The sequence below is a fragment of the Occallatibacter sp. genome, from assembly GCF_049802275.1.
Lineage (GTDB): Bacteria > Acidobacteriota > Terriglobia > Terriglobales > Acidobacteriaceae > Telmatobacter.
The window spans coordinates 13,406-30,776 of the sequence record NZ_JBARMD010000081.1 but is presented as its reverse complement, the minus strand read 5'-3'; the positions used below and the strand labels follow the sequence as shown (position 1 = coordinate 30,776).

Below are 17,371 nucleotides of genomic sequence, written 5' to 3'. Positions count from 1 at the left end.
CGCGGATCTCGTCGATCGGCATTTCCTCACCGCACCGCGTCACCAGTAGCGCCCGTCGCGCGCCAGCCGCAAGATAGCGTGCAGTATCCGTCTCTTGCCCTGCAACGGTTTCTTCGCAAATGATTGGGCCTGTATGTTCTGTCGACTGTCTCTGCAAGGCTGCTTCCGGCTGATAGCTGTGGCCCGTGATCTTCACCGCGGTCCAGCCAAACTCCGACAGCCCGGAAATCACCGCGCATACCAACGCAGTCTTGCCGATATCTTTCGTACTGCCGCCCACGACAACAATGGCCAAAACTAATCCCTGTTCCCTGTTCTTTACGCAATAAATCGCAGGCAGTTTCTGTCCCTGTCTTTCACATACATCTCGCGGCTTCCCCACGTCTGGTCCACCGGCGGCACCTCGATCGGCACATGCCTCGCGGTGAACTCCGTGTAAAACCTGTCGACGTCGTCCACAATCAGATTCGCTACCGCGCCCGCTACGCCATCGCCGTTGAACGACGACAGGTGCAGCCACACTCCATCACGCGAAATGCCCAGGTAACACGGATCCGTGGTGACGCCTGCGGGCCGGTGTTCGAACTCAAGTTGGAAACCAAGGCCGTGACAATAGAATTCCACGGCAGCGACCGCGTTTGAAACGTGAAACAAGGGAATAGCGCGACGGATCATCGAACTCCTCCTTCGCAGAGGTCCATGCTTTCATCAGCCGGACTTGGACGTTTCCTCTTTTTCGCCGGATCTCGCGGCATTCGTCAACTTCGTCAACATTGCCTGTTCGCGGAGCACCTGCCTTAGCGGACGCGCCGGCGTGCCGAACATCACGGTTCCCGGCCTCTGTCCCTCGTTCGAAATGGTTTTACCACTGAACACGCCCGCCTGCCCCCCCAGAATCACACCGGGACCAACGCGCACATGGTCGCCAATGCCGACCTGCCCGGCCAGCACGGCTCCTCTGCCCACCGTGCTCGATCCCGAAATACCCGTAAGCGCGACGAGAATAACGTGCTCGCCGATATCGCAGTTGTGTCCCACGTGAACCAGGTTGTCGATCTTCGTGCCGCGACGGATGCGTGTCTCTTCGAGCGCTCCGCGATCCACGGTCGAATTCGCGCCGATCTCAACGTCGTCCTCGATCACAAGCGTGCCCTGTTGCGGAAACTGCGTATACGCGCCGCTTGCCGGATCGCGCACATAGCCAAACCCATCCGCTCCCAGCACCGCGCCTGCGTGTACCACCACGCGATCGCCAAGAGTTGCCCCGGGATAGATCACCACGCGCGGGTAGATCTGACAGTGCAGCCCGATCGTGACGTTCTCCCCAATAACCGCGCCGGCTCCAATATGTGTCCCATCGCCGATCTTGACGTGCGACCCGATCACTGCACAGGGCCCCACCACAACCGCCTGATCCACCTTCGCATCAGGTGCCACCACCGCCGAGTGCGCGATGCCTACTGAGAGCGAGCGCTTTTTCAAGACCTTTGCCGCCTTGGCAAACCAAAGCTTCGGATCATCCGATTCGACGATGCACTTGCCGCGCGGGTACTCCTTCGCCGCGCCTGGTTTGAGGACCACGACGCCAGCATTGCTGCCTAGCCCCGCCGCCGCCGCGGCATCGGAATCAGCAAAGGCCACATCGAACGCGCTGGCCTTCTCGCAGGAGTTCACGCCGTCAACCATCCACTCCGGATCACCCTGCACCAGGCTTCCGCCCAGTTCTTCCACCAGATCTTGCAAAATCATCGGATCGCTCCATTCGAAGGGTAACCCCGGCGGCCGCCCGCGCCATCCCCTTTTGGTTATGTAACCACGTCGCGCATGACAAGGCCACGGAACATGGGTGCCCAATATTTGCGACGCCTTTGTTTTGCCACAAGCCTGGGAAGCACCCCAGCCGCTCACATGGGTGCGCCATGTCTCGATTTTGAGACGTGGGAAAGCACGAATGTACATAAAGCAATCTGGCCGAGCTACGAACCATGGGTGGGTGGGAAAGCACAGACCTCAACCGCTCGGAGCAGTTGCTCCACTCAGCATTGTTGCCTGACACTGATTCTCATGCGGACAGCGCTAACGCTTCTCGCGATTCTCGCGGCAACCACATCTGCTCACCCCCAGTGGACACTCCAGACCTCGAACACGACCGCCGACCTCCGCGGCATCCACAACGTCGGAGGCGGCGTGGCCTGGGCATCCGGGACGAACGGCACGGTGCTGCGGACCGAAGACGGTGGATACGTCTGGCAATCGTGCACCGTCCCGCTCGGCGCGGAGAAGCTCGACTTCCGCGGAATCCAGGCATTCGATGCCAATACCGCCATCGTCATGTCCAGCGGCCCGGGTGACATGTCGCGTCTATACAAGACGACCGACGGATGCCACTCGTGGAAGCTAAACTTCACCAATCCGTACGCACCGGACGGCTTCTTCGATGCCATCCTGTTTCTTGATCAGCAACACGGAATCCTCTTCGGCGATCCCAGCCCGCAGAACATGAAAACGCCGGTCGAGTATGCCGACAACTTCCGCATTCGTGTCACCGCGGATGGAGGTATAACGTGGGGGCCCGTAAGCGCCACAGACTGGCCGATCAAGCCAGGCAATGGTCTTCACGCATTGAAAGACGAGTCAGCTTTCGCAGCGAGTAACTCTTCCATTGCTTCGAAGGATGGACTGTTCTGGTTTGGGACCAGTGCCGGCCGTGTAGCTTTCCGTCGCCTATTTGAAGGGTCAACCCCAAGTCCATTTCTCTTCAGGAGCGCGTACTGCGCGGGGGCCGTCGATCCCCTCTCTGGCGAGTGCGGCCAGCCTTGGATTGATTTTGAGAATGTGCAAGTCCCCATCAATCACTCAACACCCTCCGCCGGGATCTTTTCCCTCAGCTTTCAAAGCGCGACTCATGGCATCGCCGTGGGTGGTGACTATCTCAAGCCAGGTGACCCGGCCAACACAGTGGCTTACTCCCATGACGGCGGCAAAACATGGACCGCCGCTCAAACCCCGCCCCACGGCTACCGCTCCGCCGTAGCCTACGACCCCACCACCAAAATATGGATCACCGTAGGCCCCAACGGCACCGACATCTCCACCGACGACGGCAAGAACTGGCGCGCACTCCATCCTGATCCTGCCCTGCATGAAGCGCCTGACGCCGACCGCAACTGGAACGCGCTCTCCCTTCCCTTCGTAGTCGGACCCCACGGCCGCATCGGCAAACTCGATGAAGCCGCGCTGAAGCGTTGATGTTTTCGTCCTCTACGCTCTTGCTTTGTCACAGGACTTGGGGTGCCCCATCCATGCGGGGGTCTTTGCCGCATGGGTGGGAAAGCACGGACCTTTCGCCGCTCGGAGTAGTGGCTCGGCCGCTCCTCAATCCATGACGCACCTTCCCGGTGTCACTCGACGCGTAGTGCTTTGACAGGATCGATGGAGGCGGCACGGCGCGCGGGGATCATGCCGGCGATGGCTGCCGCAATGGTCAAGAGACAGATGGCTCCAACCATGACGCCCGTATCGACGCGGGTAATTTCGTAGAGTTGGGACTTAACGTAGCGGACGCAGAGCATGGCGATGGGCGCGCCGATCGCGAGTCCGATAGCCGCCTGCACCATGGCTCCGCGCATCACCATGCCGATGACGCGGATGCGTTCTGCGCCGAGCGCCATGCGGATGCCGATCTCGGGTGTGCGGCGGACAACGGTGTACGCGGTCACACCGTAGAGACCAATGGTAGCGAGAAGGAGTGCAAGACCGCCAAAGAGCGACGTCAGCCGCGCGATCATCCGGTCGTCATTGAAGCGATCGGCGATCTGCTGACCGAAGGTCTGGAACTTGACGATGGTGAGGTTGGGATTGATGCCGGAAAGAGTGAGCTGCGCAAGCTTCTCCATGTCGTTCATGGGGCTGTCGGTCTGGACGACGATGGCGCCTGCGTAAAGAGACATGTCTGCCGTGATCGGCTCCTTCGAGTTAACTGGACGCTGCGTGATGGGCACGAAATACATTGCATGGTTTTTCCACTGCACGGCGGTGTACGTGGTGTTCTCCACTACGCCGACAATCTCATATGACCCGGAGGTGTCCGGGCCGGGCGAACCCATGCGATGACCGATGGGGTTGGTGCCGGGCTTGAAGAACTGCTTCACGAATTCCTGATTCACAACTGCGACCGGCGGCGCGGCGAGCAGGTCCTGCGGCGTAAATCCGCGGCCCATCACAACGTGCGTGCCGACTGAGTCGAAGTACTCGGCGTTGCCTTTGACGAAAGATGAACCTTTATCCGGATCGGGCTCTCCCTGGATCTGGACGCTGTTGCTCCAGTTGTTATCTTCCATGGGCGTGTAGGTGGAGATGCCCACTTTTACCACGCCGGGCAATGAATGGAAATGATCCTCGATCGCGCGATAAAGCGCTTCGACCTGGGTCTGCGAATATCCCGCAGCCTGCGGATTGATGTGAATGATGTAGCGGTTCTTCGAGTCGAGGTGCATGTCGGAGCCTTCGAGCTTGCTAAGGCTCTGCGCAAACAGACCGGCGCCGACCAGGAGGACGAGAGACAAAGACGCCTGCAGGATAACGAGCGAGCGCTGCAAGATAGATGCGCCTCCGGTGGTGGTACGCGTACCGGAGCGCAATGCCTCGGCCGGTTGCGCCTGGGCCGCAATCCACGCGGGCGCTACGCCGAACAGGATGCCGGTGACAAGCGAAAGCGCAAAGGCGAATCCAATAACAAGAGGTGACGGAGTCGCATCGATGGGAACGTTCTGTGCACCGGGAAACGCCATCGCCAGCAGCATGTGCGCGCCGGCATAGGCCACCACCAGTCCGGCGACGCCCCCTAGCAGGGCGAGAAGAACACTCTCCGTCAGCAACTGGCGGATGATACGGCTGCGCTGCGCGCCCAAAGCGGTGCGCACGCACATCTCCGCCCGGCGGCTCATACTGCGCACCAGTTGCAGGTTGGCGATATTCGCGCAGGCGACGAGCAGAACCAGTGCGGCGATCCAGGTGAGGAGATGAAGCTGCGACTTGGCGTTGTCCTGCAACTGCTGGATACCTGCGCCTCCGGGAATCAGCACAACATGGGTGCGGTCAAGAAACTTCTTGCCGCGTTCCGACTTGAACATCTTGAAGGTGGAGAACTCCTGACGAAGCAGCGCGCTGATTTTGGACTGCACTGCGGACAGTGAGACGGCCGGCTTCACGCGGCCAATGACGTAGACCCACTCGACCTCGGGATCGTGCAGATAAGGGACATTGGCGATCACGGCCATGGATTCAAGCGGCAAATAGAAGTTGGGCGGACTGCTTGTAAGACGATCACCAAAGTAGCCCTTCGGTGCGATGCCGATAATGGTTACCGGCTGCGTGTTGATGCGGAAGGTGCTCCCGATGATGGCTGGATCGGAAGCATAATCGTGCGCCCAGGTGTCGTAACTCATGACGGCCGTAAACGCCGCGCCCTTGTTATCGTCGGCGTCTGTGAAGAATCTCCCGGCAACCGGCTGAAGGCCAAAAGTGCGGAAGTAGTTGCCGGAGACGAACTCGCCCATCACCGATTTTGCGACGGCTTGCGGATCTTCGTGACGCGCGGTGAGCGGCCGGTAATCGAATCCTGCTTCCATCGCGGCCAGCTCCTGGAATTCCGGGACATTCTTCTTCATCAGGAGATAGGAGTCGGTAGAGAAAAGTGAGTAGTCGCCTTTGTCGTTCATGCCGGAGTTAACGCAGCAGTCGTCTTGATCGCCGACACGAATGAGGGTCTTGGGATCGACAACGGGCAGGTTACGCAGGAGGACGGCATTCACGAGCGTGAAGATGGCTGCGTTCGCGCCAATGCCGAGGGCAAGCGTGAGGATGACGGTGATGGTGAAGCCCGGCGTCTTCCGCAACTGGCGAAATGCGTAAGCAAGATCCTGGAGCAAAACCCTCATGCAACCCTCCTCGCACACAACGGCGTGCTCGTGAAGGAGCACGTTATATGCCACCCGGGCACTAAATGTAAGCTATTTGCTCACATCGGCTTAGCGGTATTTTACGAAGGTAGGAACGAGGGACCAACGTACGAAAGCGCGAAGAAGTGTCCGATTCTGGACGCTTTAGGAATCCTATTCCCTGCTCTTTTGCGGGTCGGCGTAGTAGCCGGTTTTGTGGCGGATATTGAATGACTCAGCCGTGGCACGGGGAACCGTGACCTGGATGCGATGGAACGCCTTTCCGGGCTCTTGATTCTTGGGATAGTAGCCCAGCAGATACTGAGTGCGCAGGTCATCGCTTACGCGGGCGAAGGCCTTGTCGAGTCCGCCCGCGTCGACATAGAAATGCTTGCCGCCTGTCTGCTCCGACAATGTAATGAGCGCGTGTTCGCCTCCGAGGTCGCGGCCTGCGCTGGCCTCGATGGGCACGTCGATAATGGAGTAGATCATGACCTCGTTGCGCAGCGCCTGCTCGAGAGCATCGTCGTAGGTTGAGCCTTTCACTGTGTCGCCGCCATCGGTGACGAGCACCAGGACCTTGCGGCCATCTTTACTCCCGAGTGACTTGGACCCGAGGTAGATTGCGTCGTAGAGCGCCGTGCCGCCTTCGCCGCGCATGTGGTCAAGGCCGTGATCGATCAGCGCGACCTTATTGGTGAAGGCCGTCAGCTCGGTCACAAACGTATCGAATTCGAGGACGCTCATCTGGTCTTGCGGGCGCATCATCGCATGCACAAACTTCTTCGCCGCCTGCTGCTCCATGTAGCGGTCCTTGTAGGTGCTGGAACTGGTGTCGATGGCCAGCGTGAGATTCAGCGGCATTTCGGACTGGCGCTCAAAGACCGTGATGGTTTGCGGGCGGCCATCTTCGGTGAGTTTGAAGTCCTCCTTCGTAAGGCCACCAACGATCGCGCCCTGCTGGTCGGTGACATTGACGAACAGGCTTACCAGCTTCACATCGAGGCGGAGCGGCTTGTCTTCCTGCCCGGCGAGGCGAAGTGCCACACCGAGGATCACTGGGAGCGAAATTGAGATTCCGCACCAGGCAAGCCGTCTACGTGGAAGAGCCATCGGCGCCCTCCACGGCGTATCCCGGCGGAAAGGGCTCACCATCGGCCCACACCGCACCGTCGACGAAGGTTTCTTTCTTCCAGATGGGCACGGTCTTCTTGAGCGTATCGATCAACCAGCGGCTGGCTTCGTAGGCCTTCGCGCGGTGCGCCGAGGACACGATGATCAGCACGCTGGTCTCGCCAACCTGCAGGCGGCCGAGCCGGTGAATGATGGCGACATTGCGAACGCCGTGGCGCGTGATGGCTTCGCGCGCCAATTCATTCATCTGCTTCTTGGCCATCTCTTCGTACGCCTCATAGTCGAGATGGAGCGTTTTGCGGCCGCGCGAGTTGTTGCGTACGATGCCGTCGAAAACGATAACCGCGCCGTCTTCGCCGTGCTTGGCAGCAGCAACGAGAGCTTCAGCCTGAATGGGATCGCGGGTCAGGCGGATAAAGATGGATTCTTCGGCTTTCAGCTGCGCTTGGGATGGCGCGCCTCCTGAGACCGGCGGCAGAAGCCCGACTTCATCACCTTCGCGAAGAATCTGCGTCCGGTTGGCATATTCGGCATTGACGCTCACCGCGATGCCGAGCGTTTCGATGGCCGGCGCTCGCGCTGCCAGGCTGGCAAGCAGATCTGTGACCGTAGCTCCACGGGGCAAGTCGAGCGCAATGGGGTCAGAGCCCAATGACTCCTTGAGAATGCCGAAAGGAAGAACGCGTACGTGCATGTTCAGGAAAGAATACCGCCTTGGGTGTTAGACGCAGCAGGTGTGCGGGGAGGTGAGGCAAACGATGGTTACGCTGGGGATACGGGGCCGAACTGAGAGCACCGGGTTGAAATCACCCATTCAGCCGGTTTGAAGGGTCTGGATATAGCCTTCCGAGGAACAAATCCGCCTGTGCAGGATGTGGTGACGAGTTATCGCGATCACATTCTGGCGCGGTACCAGGTGTTATTCTTGCGCGTCGTCTGATTGATATGAGGAGGATGGCTTGAGAAAAGGCATCGTGGTCGCGATCGTGGCATTGGGTTTTCTGGCAGGATGCGGAAACAAGGGGGACGACGCCCAAAAAGTTCCCGCCAAACCCAAATGGCCGGGGGCGGCTTACCATCTCTCCTTTGACACGAAGCCGGCGAAACCAAACCCGGCTGGCGTCACCATTCCGGCGATCATGTACGCGGCGAATCCTGAAATGCAGGAGAGGCGGGCCACTCTCGTGGTGCGCTTCGACACTTCCGCAGTCAAGCGAGATGGGCCGGTGATGAACCAGATGATCATGGGCCCGGTTGATGTCCCGACAGCAGAGGGCACCCTTCCCGCGGACTACATGGATGCGGCAGACAAAGGGCTGGCGACGTTTCTAAAGGCCTACTGCCTCAAAGGAAAGGTCAAACTCACCGTGGCGCTTGCCAGGTCATCGCTATCAAGCACGGCCACCGAAGCCGAATTGAACAATAAACGTCTGTCAGACTGGACGCCGGTCGAGGTCATGTTCAAGAACCCGCATCCGGGCTGCTAACCTCTGGAGCAGCGACAAGCAAGGCTTGCGAACAGTGGATTCGCGCGGCTAAACTCCTTCGCATGATGCGATCGATTTCCCCGATTCTCAAACTCCCCGCGGCCCTGCTGCTGACGCTTGCCACTGTGTCAACCCAGGCTCAGGACTGGGCCAAGGCCCGGCTCGATGCTTCGCCGCGACATCACGAGTACGTGACTCTCAAACACGACAACCGCAGTTTGCAGGCCTTCGTCGTTTATCCCGAAGTGAAGAACAAGGCAACCGTCATTGTTCTCATCCACGAGATCTTCGGCCTCAGCGACTGGGCCAAAGAGATGGCCGACGAACTTGCCGGGCAGGGGTTCATCGTCGTCGCGCCAGACTTGATCACGGGCCTGGGGCCGAATGGCGGTGATTCCAGCTCGATGCCCGACCGGGATGCGGCCGTGAAGGCCGTTTCTGGACTGGATCCGAACCAGGTGATGGCCGATCTTGATGCAGCTGCCGACTACGGTAAGAAGCTTCCTGCCGCCAACGGCAAGGTGGCTGTAGTGGGATTCTGCTGGGGCGGAGGCAAGTCGTTCGCCTTCGCGACCCATCGCAAAGATCTGTCGGCGGCGTTTGTGTTTTATGGGCCGGGCCCAGCGGACGTCACTTCGATCTCCGCTCCTGTGTACGGCTTTTATGCCGGAAACGATGCGCGCATTGGCTCTACCATCCCGGCAACAACCGAGGCGATGAAAGCAGCAGGCAAGACGTATCAGCCGGTAACATACGACGGCGCAGGCCACGGTTTCATGCGCGCCGGGGAGGATCCAACCGACACCAATCCGGCGAACAAAACGGCGCGGGAGCAGGGATTTGCCCGGCTGGTGAAGCTGCTAAAGGGGCTGTGATTCGGAGTTTGTGTTCCTGACCCAGGAGAAGAATGCGTTCAGACAATCAGGCATCGTGGCTTACGGTTGCGGCGCGGGGATTCGGCCTGGCCGCACTGCTTCCTCTTGTCATGTTGGCAGGTTTGTGGATAGTGGCCCCGTCGATTGGTCCGCTCGTTTCTATCTCACGGCTATTCTGGTTTGCATTTGTGTGATTTTCACTTTCGTCTCGGGATGGTGCTTTCGGCGACGGGAGGCGAAGCTCGGGTAGTGTAAAACGGCAACCGCATGGTTCTTCCTACACGCTACTGCAGGTGCCCGTCGAATGCTACCGATTAGGTCGGCTGTAACCTCAAAGAACTTTTGAGAGTCTCAACACAAGGCGCTCGTGTTTGAGGAGGTCTCATGCTTCGCTCGTTTCCGACCCATTTGAGTCGATTGGCTCTCCTGCTTGTTTTTGCTCTCAGCGGCTGCATGGAGGCCCATACCCAGGGCCGAATTCCGGCACCACAAACCGATGAAGCACTGGCGCACACTTCGGGCAAAGAAACCGCCGTTTTCGCCGGAGGCTGCTTCTGGGGTACGCAGGCCGTGTTTGAGCGCGTTAAGGGAGTGATTGCGACAACGGCCGGCTACGCTGGCGGTTCCGCGGCAACCGCAACTTATGCCCAGGTGACAACCGAAACCACAGGTCACGCTGAGTCAGTGAAAGTCGTCTTCGATCCTTCCAAAATCAGCTACGGCACACTCCTGCAAATCTTCTTTTCCGTGCATGACCCAACCCAGCTCAATCGTCAGGGCCCGGACGTAGGGACGTCGTATCGCTCGGCGATCTTCTATACCAGCGACGAACAACGAAACATCGGCACCGCGTATATCGCTCAACTCAACGCCGCACATGTCTTTTCAAAGCCTATTGTGACGCAGGTGACGCCCTTGAAGCGTTTCTATGACGCGGAGTCTTACCATCAGGATTACGCGCTGCACAATCCCGACAACCCATACATCATGGTCTGCGACCGTCCCAAGATTGCTACCCTCAGGAAAGAATTTCCTGAACTGTTCCAGGAGTACAGCGGCAAGTAGACGCAACATCTTCTTGAGGGGTTCAGTTCACTTCAGTCCTAAAATTTAGCCGCGGGTTCCTCTAACCCCCGTTTGTACTTCGGTCAGTCGAAAAACACTATGAGTCTTCGAGAGGAAAAAGGCCGGATCGTCCGCAGGCCTTTTGATCTTGACGGCTTTCTCTTTGAAGTAGCCACGCGAACAGACTATTGGAATCGCACAGCTGTTGCGATTGCGCAGCCATTCCGGTACACGGTGCCCGTTGAGTCGGCAAACTGGATTGTTGCGTTGGCCGTCCACTCTTCACGGTTGAGCAATCTGATGGTTTGAGAGATTGTCTGCGTTCCCGTAGTAAAGCCCGGACTGACGGGCAATGCAGGGGCGGTGCTGTAAAAGATGAACGCCACGCTCTTGACTGCGTAGGTGTTCCAGCTTGATCGGCTCCAGACGCCGAGCCCTGCCCCGCGCTGACCAATGGCGAAACCCGGATTGCTGGTTTCCTCGGTCATCGTCCCGTTGCCGGCAAACGAGAGATACGATGGGAACGGGTTTCCGATCGTCTCACCGGTCTGACAATTCGTCAACGTCACTTTGACGCTCCAGGTTCCACTGAGTCCACGCCCTCCAACACCGTCATCTCCATCATTTTGAGCCAGAACAGGGATTGTCCAAAGGGAGCAGCAGAACGTCAGTATTCCCAACGGATACGAGAGTCTTCGCCATGTCAATTTCATGTCATTTCCTCCAGGGGGCATCTGTTTCCGGCTTGGAGACCGGAATGTGGCCTATACTCTTTCCACATCTTGCAGATGTCCTTAGAGCGGGTCTGAAGATTTCTGAAAATTCCTGAAGTCACCGTAATGAACGCCTCTGCCTCTTGTATTTATGAGTTCGATGAGTTCTGCATCGATATGGAGAAGCGCGTTCTGTTGCACAACGGACAGATTGTGCCGCTGACCCCCAAGGTTTTGGAAACCCTGATCCAGCTTGTGCAACACCACGGGCAGATCCTCAAAAAAGACGAACTGATGCAGGCCATATGGCCAGACACGGTTGTCGAAGAAAATAACCTGAATCAGAACATCTCGGTGTTACGACGAGTGTTCAAGGAGCGAAACGGCAATGACCGGTACATCCTCACGGTGCCGGGCACCGGGTATCGCTTCGTGGCAAGAGTCGAAATCCTCAATGGTGCTCGAGAGGCGACCTCGACGACGGTCGGATTCCCTTCTTCGACGGCCGTCGTCGAGGAGAAGGAGGATTTCCCTCTTGCTGAACGAATAGAAAAGGCTGAAACAAAGGGACGCCTGAAGATAGGCCTCGCGATTGGCATGCCTCTCCTTTTGCTTCTGGCAGCCTTCGCAATATGGAGAAGCGAGCCGCAACTTCCCACGGTCACCAATATCGTTCAAATCACAAATGACGGAAAGGCAAAGCTCCCCAAGAATCAGCCAGCCACAGACGGTGTCCGATTGTATTTCGTGGAAGGGACCCCATGGACCACAGGGTCCGGAATCGCGCAGCAGTCAATCGTCGGCGGAGAAACCACCTGGATCACGACGAGCCTGAAGGAAGCACTCGCGATTTATGACATCTCTCCTGACCGCTCAAAGTTGCTGGTCGCCAACGGCGCAGCGGCCAATCCGAATTTAGCGAGCGACGTCTGGATCCAGCCGTTGCCGGCAGGTGCGCCGCACCGGGTTGGCACTATCCTGGCGTCCTCCGCGTGCTGGACTCCCGATGGCACGCACGTGGTTTACGCGTTCGGACATGAACTTGCGATTGCAAAGGAAGATGGCAGCGAAAGCCGCACGTTGGCGACGGTGCCCGGCACTGTGCGCACGCCGCGGTTCTCACCTGATGGCAAACGAGTCCGTTTTAACCTGATTCAGCCTCAAGGCGAATCCTCCTCCATCTGGGAGATGAACGCCGACGGAAGGAATCTGCACCTGCTCTTGTCGAAATCGAAAGAGCTGGAGGATCCATGTTGCGGCAGATGGTCCCCGGACGGCGAGTACTACTACTTCCAGGCCGGTCATGGCGATGCGCAAGGCATATGGGTCCTTCCGGAACGGCGTTCGCTCTTTCACCGCGGAAGGATCGTACCTGCGCGCCTCACGTCGGGGCCCATTCATTTCGGCGCTCCGACACCTGGCACAGATGGAAAGAGGTTGTTTGTCGTCGGTGACCAATCGCGCGTTGAGCTTTTCAGCTTCGACGCGCGGACCCATCGATTCAATCCCTATCTCACTGGACCTGCAAACGGGTCCATCGAGTATTCGCCCGATCGGAAATGGGTAGCGTACATTTCCTATCCCGATATGACGCTATGGCGCAGCCGCCCCGATGGCAGCGAGAAGATGCAGCTGACATTTGCCCCGGTGAGAGCCTATGGTGCACGGTGGTCTCCCGACGGTTCCACGATCGCATTCATGAACGTGCAGTTCAACCGTCCATGGAAGATCCTTCTGATCTCTTCCTCGGGAGGAGGCGTGCCGCGATCGCCTTTTGAGGCGAATAGCGGAGCAGCTCAAACAGATGCAACATGGGCGCCTGATGGAAAATCTATCGTCTTTGGAAATTCACAGAGCGCCGGCGAAGGCAGGTCCGCGATATACCGTCTGGATCTTGGAACCGGGAAAATATTCCCCATCGCAGGTTCGGACGGACTTGGCTCGCCCAGGTCATCGCCGGACAGTCGATATATCTGTGCGCTGAAACGCGATCACATGGCGCTGATGCTCTTTGATTCAACGACAAATCAATGGTCGATCTTGGCGGCGGGAGGACAGTTTGCAAACAACGAGTGGTCGCATGATGGCCGTCATGTGTACATGCGCGAGAATCGAAACGGCAATTCGGAACTGGTACGCGTGAGGATGAAGGATCATGTTCTGGAGCAGGTCATCGACCTCAAGGATTTTCCACAGCTCGTTGATCCCTACGCTGCCTGGTTGGGATTGACCCCCGACGATGTGCCGCTGCTCATGCGTGACCGAAGCGTGCAGGAGATCTACGGGCTCGACCTCCATTTCCGTTAGAGTCACGATGCATCAGGTCGCGCGACTGGAACAAAACTGTGAATTTTTCGACCCTGGTCGCTCAAGATGATACGTCATCGGCGAAATAAAAAAGGCCGGCAGATTCGCCGGCCTTTCTGTTTCGATTGCTGCCGAATACAGCGGTGCGTCCATTATGCGGCGGCAGAAGTTCCGCGTTCCGCGGCAATCGGCGTGACTTCCGGCTTTGCCTTCAGCATGGGCAGAGCCACAGCCAGCACGTCTTCAATCCGGCTGGCGTAGTGGATTGAAACACCGTCGATCATCTCGGGCGTCAGGTCTTCTTCAACGTCCTGCCGATTCTCGGCGGGCAGAATGATGGTTTCCACTCCTGCACGCCTGGCTGCCAGGAACTTCTCCTTGATGCCGCCAACGGGGAGCACATTGCCACTGAGCGTGATCTCGCCGGTCATCGCGGTAAGCGGACGAACCGGGATATCAGTCAGGAGCGATGCGAGCACCGTGGCCATGGTTACACCGGCTGAAGGACCATCCTTCGGGATCGCGCCTGCAGGCACGTGAATGTGCAGGTCGAGATCCTTGTTGAAGTCCTCCGACAGACCAAGCATCGCGGAATTCGAGCGCACCCACGTTAGCGCCGCCTGCATTGACTCCTGCATCACCTCGCCGATCTGGCCAGTCATGGTGAAGCCGCCTTTGCCCTTCATCTTGTTGGCCTCGATGAATAGGATGTCGCCGCCGGCAGGTGTCCACGCAAGACCCACGGCCACTCCGGGACGCTTGACGCGCTCGGCCACCTCGGTTTCGACGCGGACCTGGATACCGCCAAGAAATTCCTTCAGCACATCCTTGTCGACGACCAGCTTTTCCAACTTGCCTTCGACGACGCGGCGCGCTTCTTTGCGGCACACCGTCCCGATGACCTGTTCGAGTTTGCGGACTCCCGCTTCGCGCGTGTAATGGCGCACGATGTGGCGGATGGCCGTCTCGGGGAATTCGATCTGCTCTGGCGCAATGCCGTTCGCCTTGATCTGGCGCGGAATCAGGTACCGTTTCGCAATGTGCACCTTTTCCTCTTCGCTATAACCCTGGAGCGGAATAATCTCCATGCGGTCAATGAGAGGCGGAGGCACAGTGTCGAGCATGTTCGCCGTGCAGATAAACAGGACCTTCGACAAATCAAACGGCACGTCGAGGTAGTTGTCGCGGAACGTGTTGTTCTGCTCCGGATCAAGCGTCTCGAGCAGCGCTGATGCGGGGTCGCCGCGGAAGTCGCGTCCGAGCTTATCGACCTCGTCAAGCATGATCACCGGGTCGTTGGTTTCGGCGCGGCGAATGCTCTGGATAATCTGGCCGGGCAAAGCTCCGATGTAGGTGCGGCGGTGACCGCGGATCTCAGCCTCGTCGTGCATGCCGCCGAGCGAGACACGCTGGAATTTACGTCCCAGTGCGCGTGCAATGGAGCGGCCGAGCGAGGTCTTGCCCACGCCCGGAGGCCCGACGAAGCAAAGGATCGGTCCCTTCATGTCGGGCTTGAGTTCAAGCACCGAAAGATAGTCGAGGATGCGGTCCTTTACCTTTTTCAGTTCGTAGTGATCCTCATCGAGGATCTCGCGAGCCTTGTTGATATCAATCTTGGAGCCGGAGCTTTTGGCCCACGGCAGCACCGCCAGCCACTCAATGTAGTTGCGCGTGAGCGAGTAGTCGGCGGCCATCGGAGACATGCGTCCGAGGCGCGATAGTTCCTTCATCGCCTCTTTCTTCACGTCTTCGGGCATACCGGCTTCTTCAATCTTCTTGCGCAGGTCCTCAACCTCGCGCTGGCCCTCGTCCTGCTCGCCGAGTTCCTTCTGGATGGCCTTCATCTGCTCGCGCAGGTAGTAGTCGCGCTGAGACTGCTGAACCTGGTCCTGCACTTCGCTCTGAATCTTGGTGCGAAGCTGCTGAACTTCGAGTTCCTTGGCGAGATGCTTCGTAAGCAACTCAAGACGTGCAGGAACACTGGCGGTTTCGAGCAGGGTCTGCTTATCGTCCGTAGTGAGAAACGGCAGCGAAGAGGCGACAAAGTCGACCAGGCGGCTAGGTTCCTCGATATTTCCGGCAATGGTGCGTAGTTCGTCAGAGAGCGTGGCTGATTCAGAGACGATCTGCTGGAATTGACCGACCACATTGCGCACCAGCGCTTCGACAGAGGCGGTGTTTTCCGGCTCGACGTCTTCGACAGTCTCGATCTCGGCGATCATGAAGGGCTCGGTCTGGATGTAGCGGAGCAGGCGAACGCGCTCAACGCCCTCCGTAAAAACAAAGCGACTCTGGTTGGGCATCCGCACAACCTTGTGCACGGTGGCTAACGTGCCTACTTCGTGCAGGTCAGTCGGCTTGGGTGCGTCCAGACGCGGGTCAAGCTGGGCCGTCACAACAATGGAGCGTTCTTCGCCCATCGACTCGATCAACTGGATGGAGCTCTCCCGTCCAACGGTAAGCGGCAGAACAGCATGCGGGAATAAAACAGTATCGCGGACCGGCAGAATCGGGATTCTCCTGGACCCGGAAGCTGACTTCTTCTGGGGATTCTCCGGGGGCAATATGGAAGGCTGATTTGGCATTGAGTGTCCTCGTATCAACTTTCCTTATTAGACAACACAGAGCTTCAAAAGTTTCAAGAAAGCGGGGGCGCTCTCTTCCTCTTGCCTGCCCCGTGGTCTGATCAGGTGTACGCTGTTCTCCTCGCTCGAGTTCCGGCACATTGACGTTTCAAACCGGGATGGAATTGGGCTGCGCTTCGAGCACACGCGGTCCAACTGCTTTATCGGCAGAGACGCACCAAGGCTGAATTCTGAAGGATGGCGGGCTTACGGAGGTTCCATGCCATGGCTGAGCCTGGATTATTCGGCTTCGGCGATTCCGTCTTCTTTTTTGATGGCGGTTTCGATGCGCTCCCAGAGGTTATCTTCGGGTTGCTGATCCGGAAACAACTGCCTGGCAGCGTCGGCGATCGTCTGCAGTTCCTGGTACAGCTGCCTGCAGAGATCGCATTCCTTGATGTGAGGGTGATTTTCCACGTCCGCCCCAGAACCGACGAGGTCGGACAGCTGAGCCTGAAACTGCTCACAGCTCATCGTTTTGGGATCGGAGGTCATCGGCGGTCTCCCTTCCGGAGCGAGAGACGCAGTGCGTCGCGTAGCTTGAGCCGGGCCTTGTGGAGTTGGGACTTGCTATTTCCAACGGAACAATCAAGCATAGCCGCTATCTCATTATGCTCAAACCCCTCCACATCGTGAAGAACAAAAATCAGCCGATAGCCGGCGGGTAGGGCGGCCACAGCGCGCTCGAGCGCCAGGCGGTCGATCGAGCCGGTCAGGGACAGATCCGGTGCGCCGAAGCTGCGCCCGGGACCGTCGTCGTAGGAAGGCTCCATGGCCTCATCCAGAGACATGAGGGGCAGCCCTTTCTTGCGCAAGTGCATAAGCACGACGTTGATCGAAAGACGATGAAGCCAGGTCGAGAATGCGGAATCGCCGCGAAAGGTCGCGATCTTGCGGTGAAGTTGAAGGAAAGCCTCCTGTGTCAGGTCTTCCGCTTCGGCTACGTTGCCGACCATGCGCAGACACAACGAGTAGATGCGCCTTTTGTGAAGCGAATAGAGATGAGCAAAGGCGTGGTGGTCTCCAGCCTGGGCCCGGGCCAGAATCTCGGCGTCAGGAGAGGCTGGCGGCAGCGGCGTGACTTGAGATGCAGTTTCGCGAAGCCGGACCTGACTGTCTTTTTGCTCGACAGCTTCAGGCGCGGGGGCTTCGGACGTCTGCTTTTGAAACCTGGTACGTGGCATGCGCTTCCTTTGAGCAGGGGAGTCGGTAGCTGTAAGAATCGTC

General features: G+C 58.3%; 15 protein-coding genes and 1 pseudogene. 6 read left to right on the top strand and 10 right to left on the bottom strand.

The annotated features are described in order from the left end of the window. From WA354_RS02800 to lpxD, 3 genes and pseudogenes are all read right to left on the bottom strand, one after another. Positions 1–295 (bottom strand): annotated as a pseudogene (locus WA354_RS02800) (hypothetical protein); the annotation flags it as partial. A gap of 23 nt (positions 296–318) precedes the next feature. Next, positions 319–675, bottom strand: a complete 357-nt coding sequence (locus WA354_RS02795) for a bleomycin resistance protein (RefSeq protein WP_472811488.1) — start codon at positions 673–675, stop codon at positions 319–321. A 33-nt stretch (positions 676–708) separates the two neighbouring features. Next, a complete protein-coding gene (lpxD, locus tag WA354_RS02790; RefSeq protein ID WP_472811487.1) occupies positions 709–1,749 on the bottom strand; it encodes a UDP-3-O-(3-hydroxymyristoyl)glucosamine N-acyltransferase in 1,041 nt (346 codons plus the stop codon). Positions 1,750–2,064: 315 nt separating this feature from the next. On the opposite strand from lpxD, the gene WA354_RS02785 reads away from it, so the two are divergent. Next, positions 2,065–3,249, top strand: a complete 1,185-nt coding sequence (locus WA354_RS02785) for a WD40/YVTN/BNR-like repeat-containing protein (protein WP_472811486.1) — start codon at positions 2,065–2,067, stop codon at positions 3,247–3,249. A gap of 152 nt (positions 3,250–3,401) precedes the next feature. On the opposite strand, the gene WA354_RS02780 is transcribed toward WA354_RS02785, so the two are convergent. From WA354_RS02780 to WA354_RS02770, 3 genes are all read right to left on the bottom strand, one after another. Beyond that, positions 3,402–5,939 (bottom strand): ABC transporter permease, encoded by a 2,538-nt coding sequence (locus tag WA354_RS02780; protein WP_472811485.1) that lies wholly within the window; start codon positions 5,937–5,939, stop codon positions 3,402–3,404. Positions 5,940–6,113: 174 nt separating this feature from the next. Beyond that, on the bottom strand, positions 6,114–7,052 hold the full coding sequence (locus tag WA354_RS02775) for a VWA domain-containing protein (RefSeq protein ID WP_472811484.1): 939 nt from the start codon (positions 7,050–7,052) through the stop codon (positions 6,114–6,116). Next, on the bottom strand, positions 7,036–7,767 hold the full coding sequence (locus WA354_RS02770) for a molybdenum cofactor biosynthesis protein (protein WP_472811483.1): 732 nt from the start codon (positions 7,765–7,767) through the stop codon (positions 7,036–7,038). The genes WA354_RS02775 and WA354_RS02770 overlap by 17 nt, the downstream gene beginning before the upstream one ends. A 265-nt stretch (positions 7,768–8,032) precedes the next feature. Here WA354_RS02770 and WA354_RS02765 point away from each other — a divergent pair, with 265 nt between their 5' ends. From WA354_RS02765 to msrA, 4 genes are all read left to right on the top strand, one after another. Then, positions 8,033–8,560 (top strand): hypothetical protein, encoded by a 528-nt coding sequence (locus WA354_RS02765; RefSeq protein WP_472811482.1) that lies wholly within the window; start codon positions 8,033–8,035, stop codon positions 8,558–8,560. Positions 8,561–8,622: 62 nt separating this feature from the next. Further along, the gene (locus WA354_RS02760; RefSeq protein WP_472811481.1) at positions 8,623–9,435 is read left to right on the top strand and encodes a dienelactone hydrolase family protein; all 813 of its coding nucleotides are present in this window, start codon (positions 8,623–8,625) and stop codon (positions 9,433–9,435) included. A gap of 32 nt (positions 9,436–9,467) precedes the next feature. Continuing rightward, positions 9,468–9,629, top strand: coding sequence for a hypothetical protein (locus WA354_RS02755; RefSeq protein WP_472811480.1), 162 nt, complete (start codon positions 9,468–9,470; stop codon positions 9,627–9,629). A 190-nt stretch (positions 9,630–9,819) separates the two neighbouring features. Beyond that, positions 9,820–10,500 (top strand): peptide-methionine (S)-S-oxide reductase MsrA, encoded by a 681-nt coding sequence (gene msrA / locus WA354_RS02750; RefSeq protein WP_472811479.1) that lies wholly within the window; start codon positions 9,820–9,822, stop codon positions 10,498–10,500. 185 nt (positions 10,501–10,685) lie between these two features. On the opposite strand, the gene WA354_RS02745 is transcribed toward msrA, so the two are convergent. Further along, positions 10,686–11,213, bottom strand: coding sequence for a hypothetical protein (locus tag WA354_RS02745; RefSeq protein ID WP_472811478.1), 528 nt, complete (start codon positions 11,211–11,213; stop codon positions 10,686–10,688). Positions 11,214–11,339: 126 nt separating this feature from the next. Between WA354_RS02745 and WA354_RS02740 the strand changes: the two genes are divergently transcribed. Continuing rightward, complete coding sequence (locus WA354_RS02740) at positions 11,340–13,520, top strand: winged helix-turn-helix domain-containing protein (RefSeq protein WP_472811477.1); 2,181 nt, start codon at positions 11,340–11,342, stop codon at positions 13,518–13,520. 152 nt (positions 13,521–13,672) lie between these two features. Here the strand turns inward: WA354_RS02740 and lon are convergent, their stop codons facing one another. The 3 genes from lon to WA354_RS02725 form a co-directional block, all read right to left on the bottom strand. Continuing rightward, the gene (gene lon / locus WA354_RS02735; RefSeq protein ID WP_472811476.1) at positions 13,673–16,105 is read right to left on the bottom strand and encodes an endopeptidase La; all 2,433 of its coding nucleotides are present in this window, start codon (positions 16,103–16,105) and stop codon (positions 13,673–13,675) included. A gap of 279 nt (positions 16,106–16,384) precedes the next feature. Continuing rightward, entirely contained in the window at positions 16,385–16,639 is a 255-nt protein-coding gene (locus WA354_RS02730; protein WP_472811475.1) for an anti-sigma factor, read from the bottom strand. Beyond that, positions 16,636–17,328: an RNA polymerase sigma factor gene (locus WA354_RS02725; protein ID WP_472811474.1), complete on the bottom strand. Its 693-nt coding sequence runs from the start codon at positions 17,326–17,328 to the stop codon at positions 16,636–16,638. The genes WA354_RS02730 and WA354_RS02725 overlap by 4 nt, the downstream gene beginning before the upstream one ends. Between the last annotated feature and the right edge of the window lie 43 nt (positions 17,329–17,371).

Bases quoted from the DNA above. Each gene is read 5' to 3' on its own strand.
- WA354_RS02770 (WP_472811483.1), bottom strand. From the start codon at position 7,767: ATGCACGTACGCGTTCTTCCTTTCGGCATTCTCAAGGAGTCATTGGGC.
- WA354_RS02755 (WP_472811480.1), top strand. From the start codon at position 9,468: ATGCGTTCAGACAATCAGGCATCGTGGCTTACGGTTGCGGCGCGGGGA.
- WA354_RS02740 (WP_472811477.1), top strand. From the start codon at position 11,340: ATGAACGCCTCTGCCTCTTGTATTTATGAGTTCGATGAGTTCTGCATC.
- WA354_RS02725 (WP_472811474.1), bottom strand. From the start codon at position 17,328: ATGCCACGTACCAGGTTTCAAAAGCAGACGTCCGAAGCCCCCGCGCCT.
- WA354_RS02745 (WP_472811478.1), bottom strand. From the start codon at position 11,213: ATGAAATTGACATGGCGAAGACTCTCGTATCCGTTGGGAATACTGACG.
- WA354_RS02785 (WP_472811486.1), top strand. From the start codon at position 2,065: ATGCGGACAGCGCTAACGCTTCTCGCGATTCTCGCGGCAACCACATCT.
- WA354_RS02760 (WP_472811481.1), top strand. From the start codon at position 8,623: ATGATGCGATCGATTTCCCCGATTCTCAAACTCCCCGCGGCCCTGCTG.
- WA354_RS02775 (WP_472811484.1), bottom strand. From the start codon at position 7,052: ATGGCTCTTCCACGTAGACGGCTTGCCTGGTGCGGAATCTCAATTTCG.
- WA354_RS02730 (WP_472811475.1), bottom strand. From the start codon at position 16,639: ATGACCTCCGATCCCAAAACGATGAGCTGTGAGCAGTTTCAGGCTCAG.
- lpxD (WP_472811487.1), bottom strand. From the start codon at position 1,749: ATGATTTTGCAAGATCTGGTGGAAGAACTGGGCGGAAGCCTGGTGCAG.
- WA354_RS02780 (WP_472811485.1), bottom strand. From the start codon at position 5,939: ATGAGGGTTTTGCTCCAGGATCTTGCTTACGCATTTCGCCAGTTGCGG.
- WA354_RS02795 (WP_472811488.1), bottom strand. From the start codon at position 675: ATGATCCGTCGCGCTATTCCCTTGTTTCACGTTTCAAACGCGGTCGCT.
- msrA (WP_472811479.1), top strand. From the start codon at position 9,820: ATGCTTCGCTCGTTTCCGACCCATTTGAGTCGATTGGCTCTCCTGCTT.
- lon (WP_472811476.1), bottom strand. From the start codon at position 16,105: ATGCCAAATCAGCCTTCCATATTGCCCCCGGAGAATCCCCAGAAGAAG.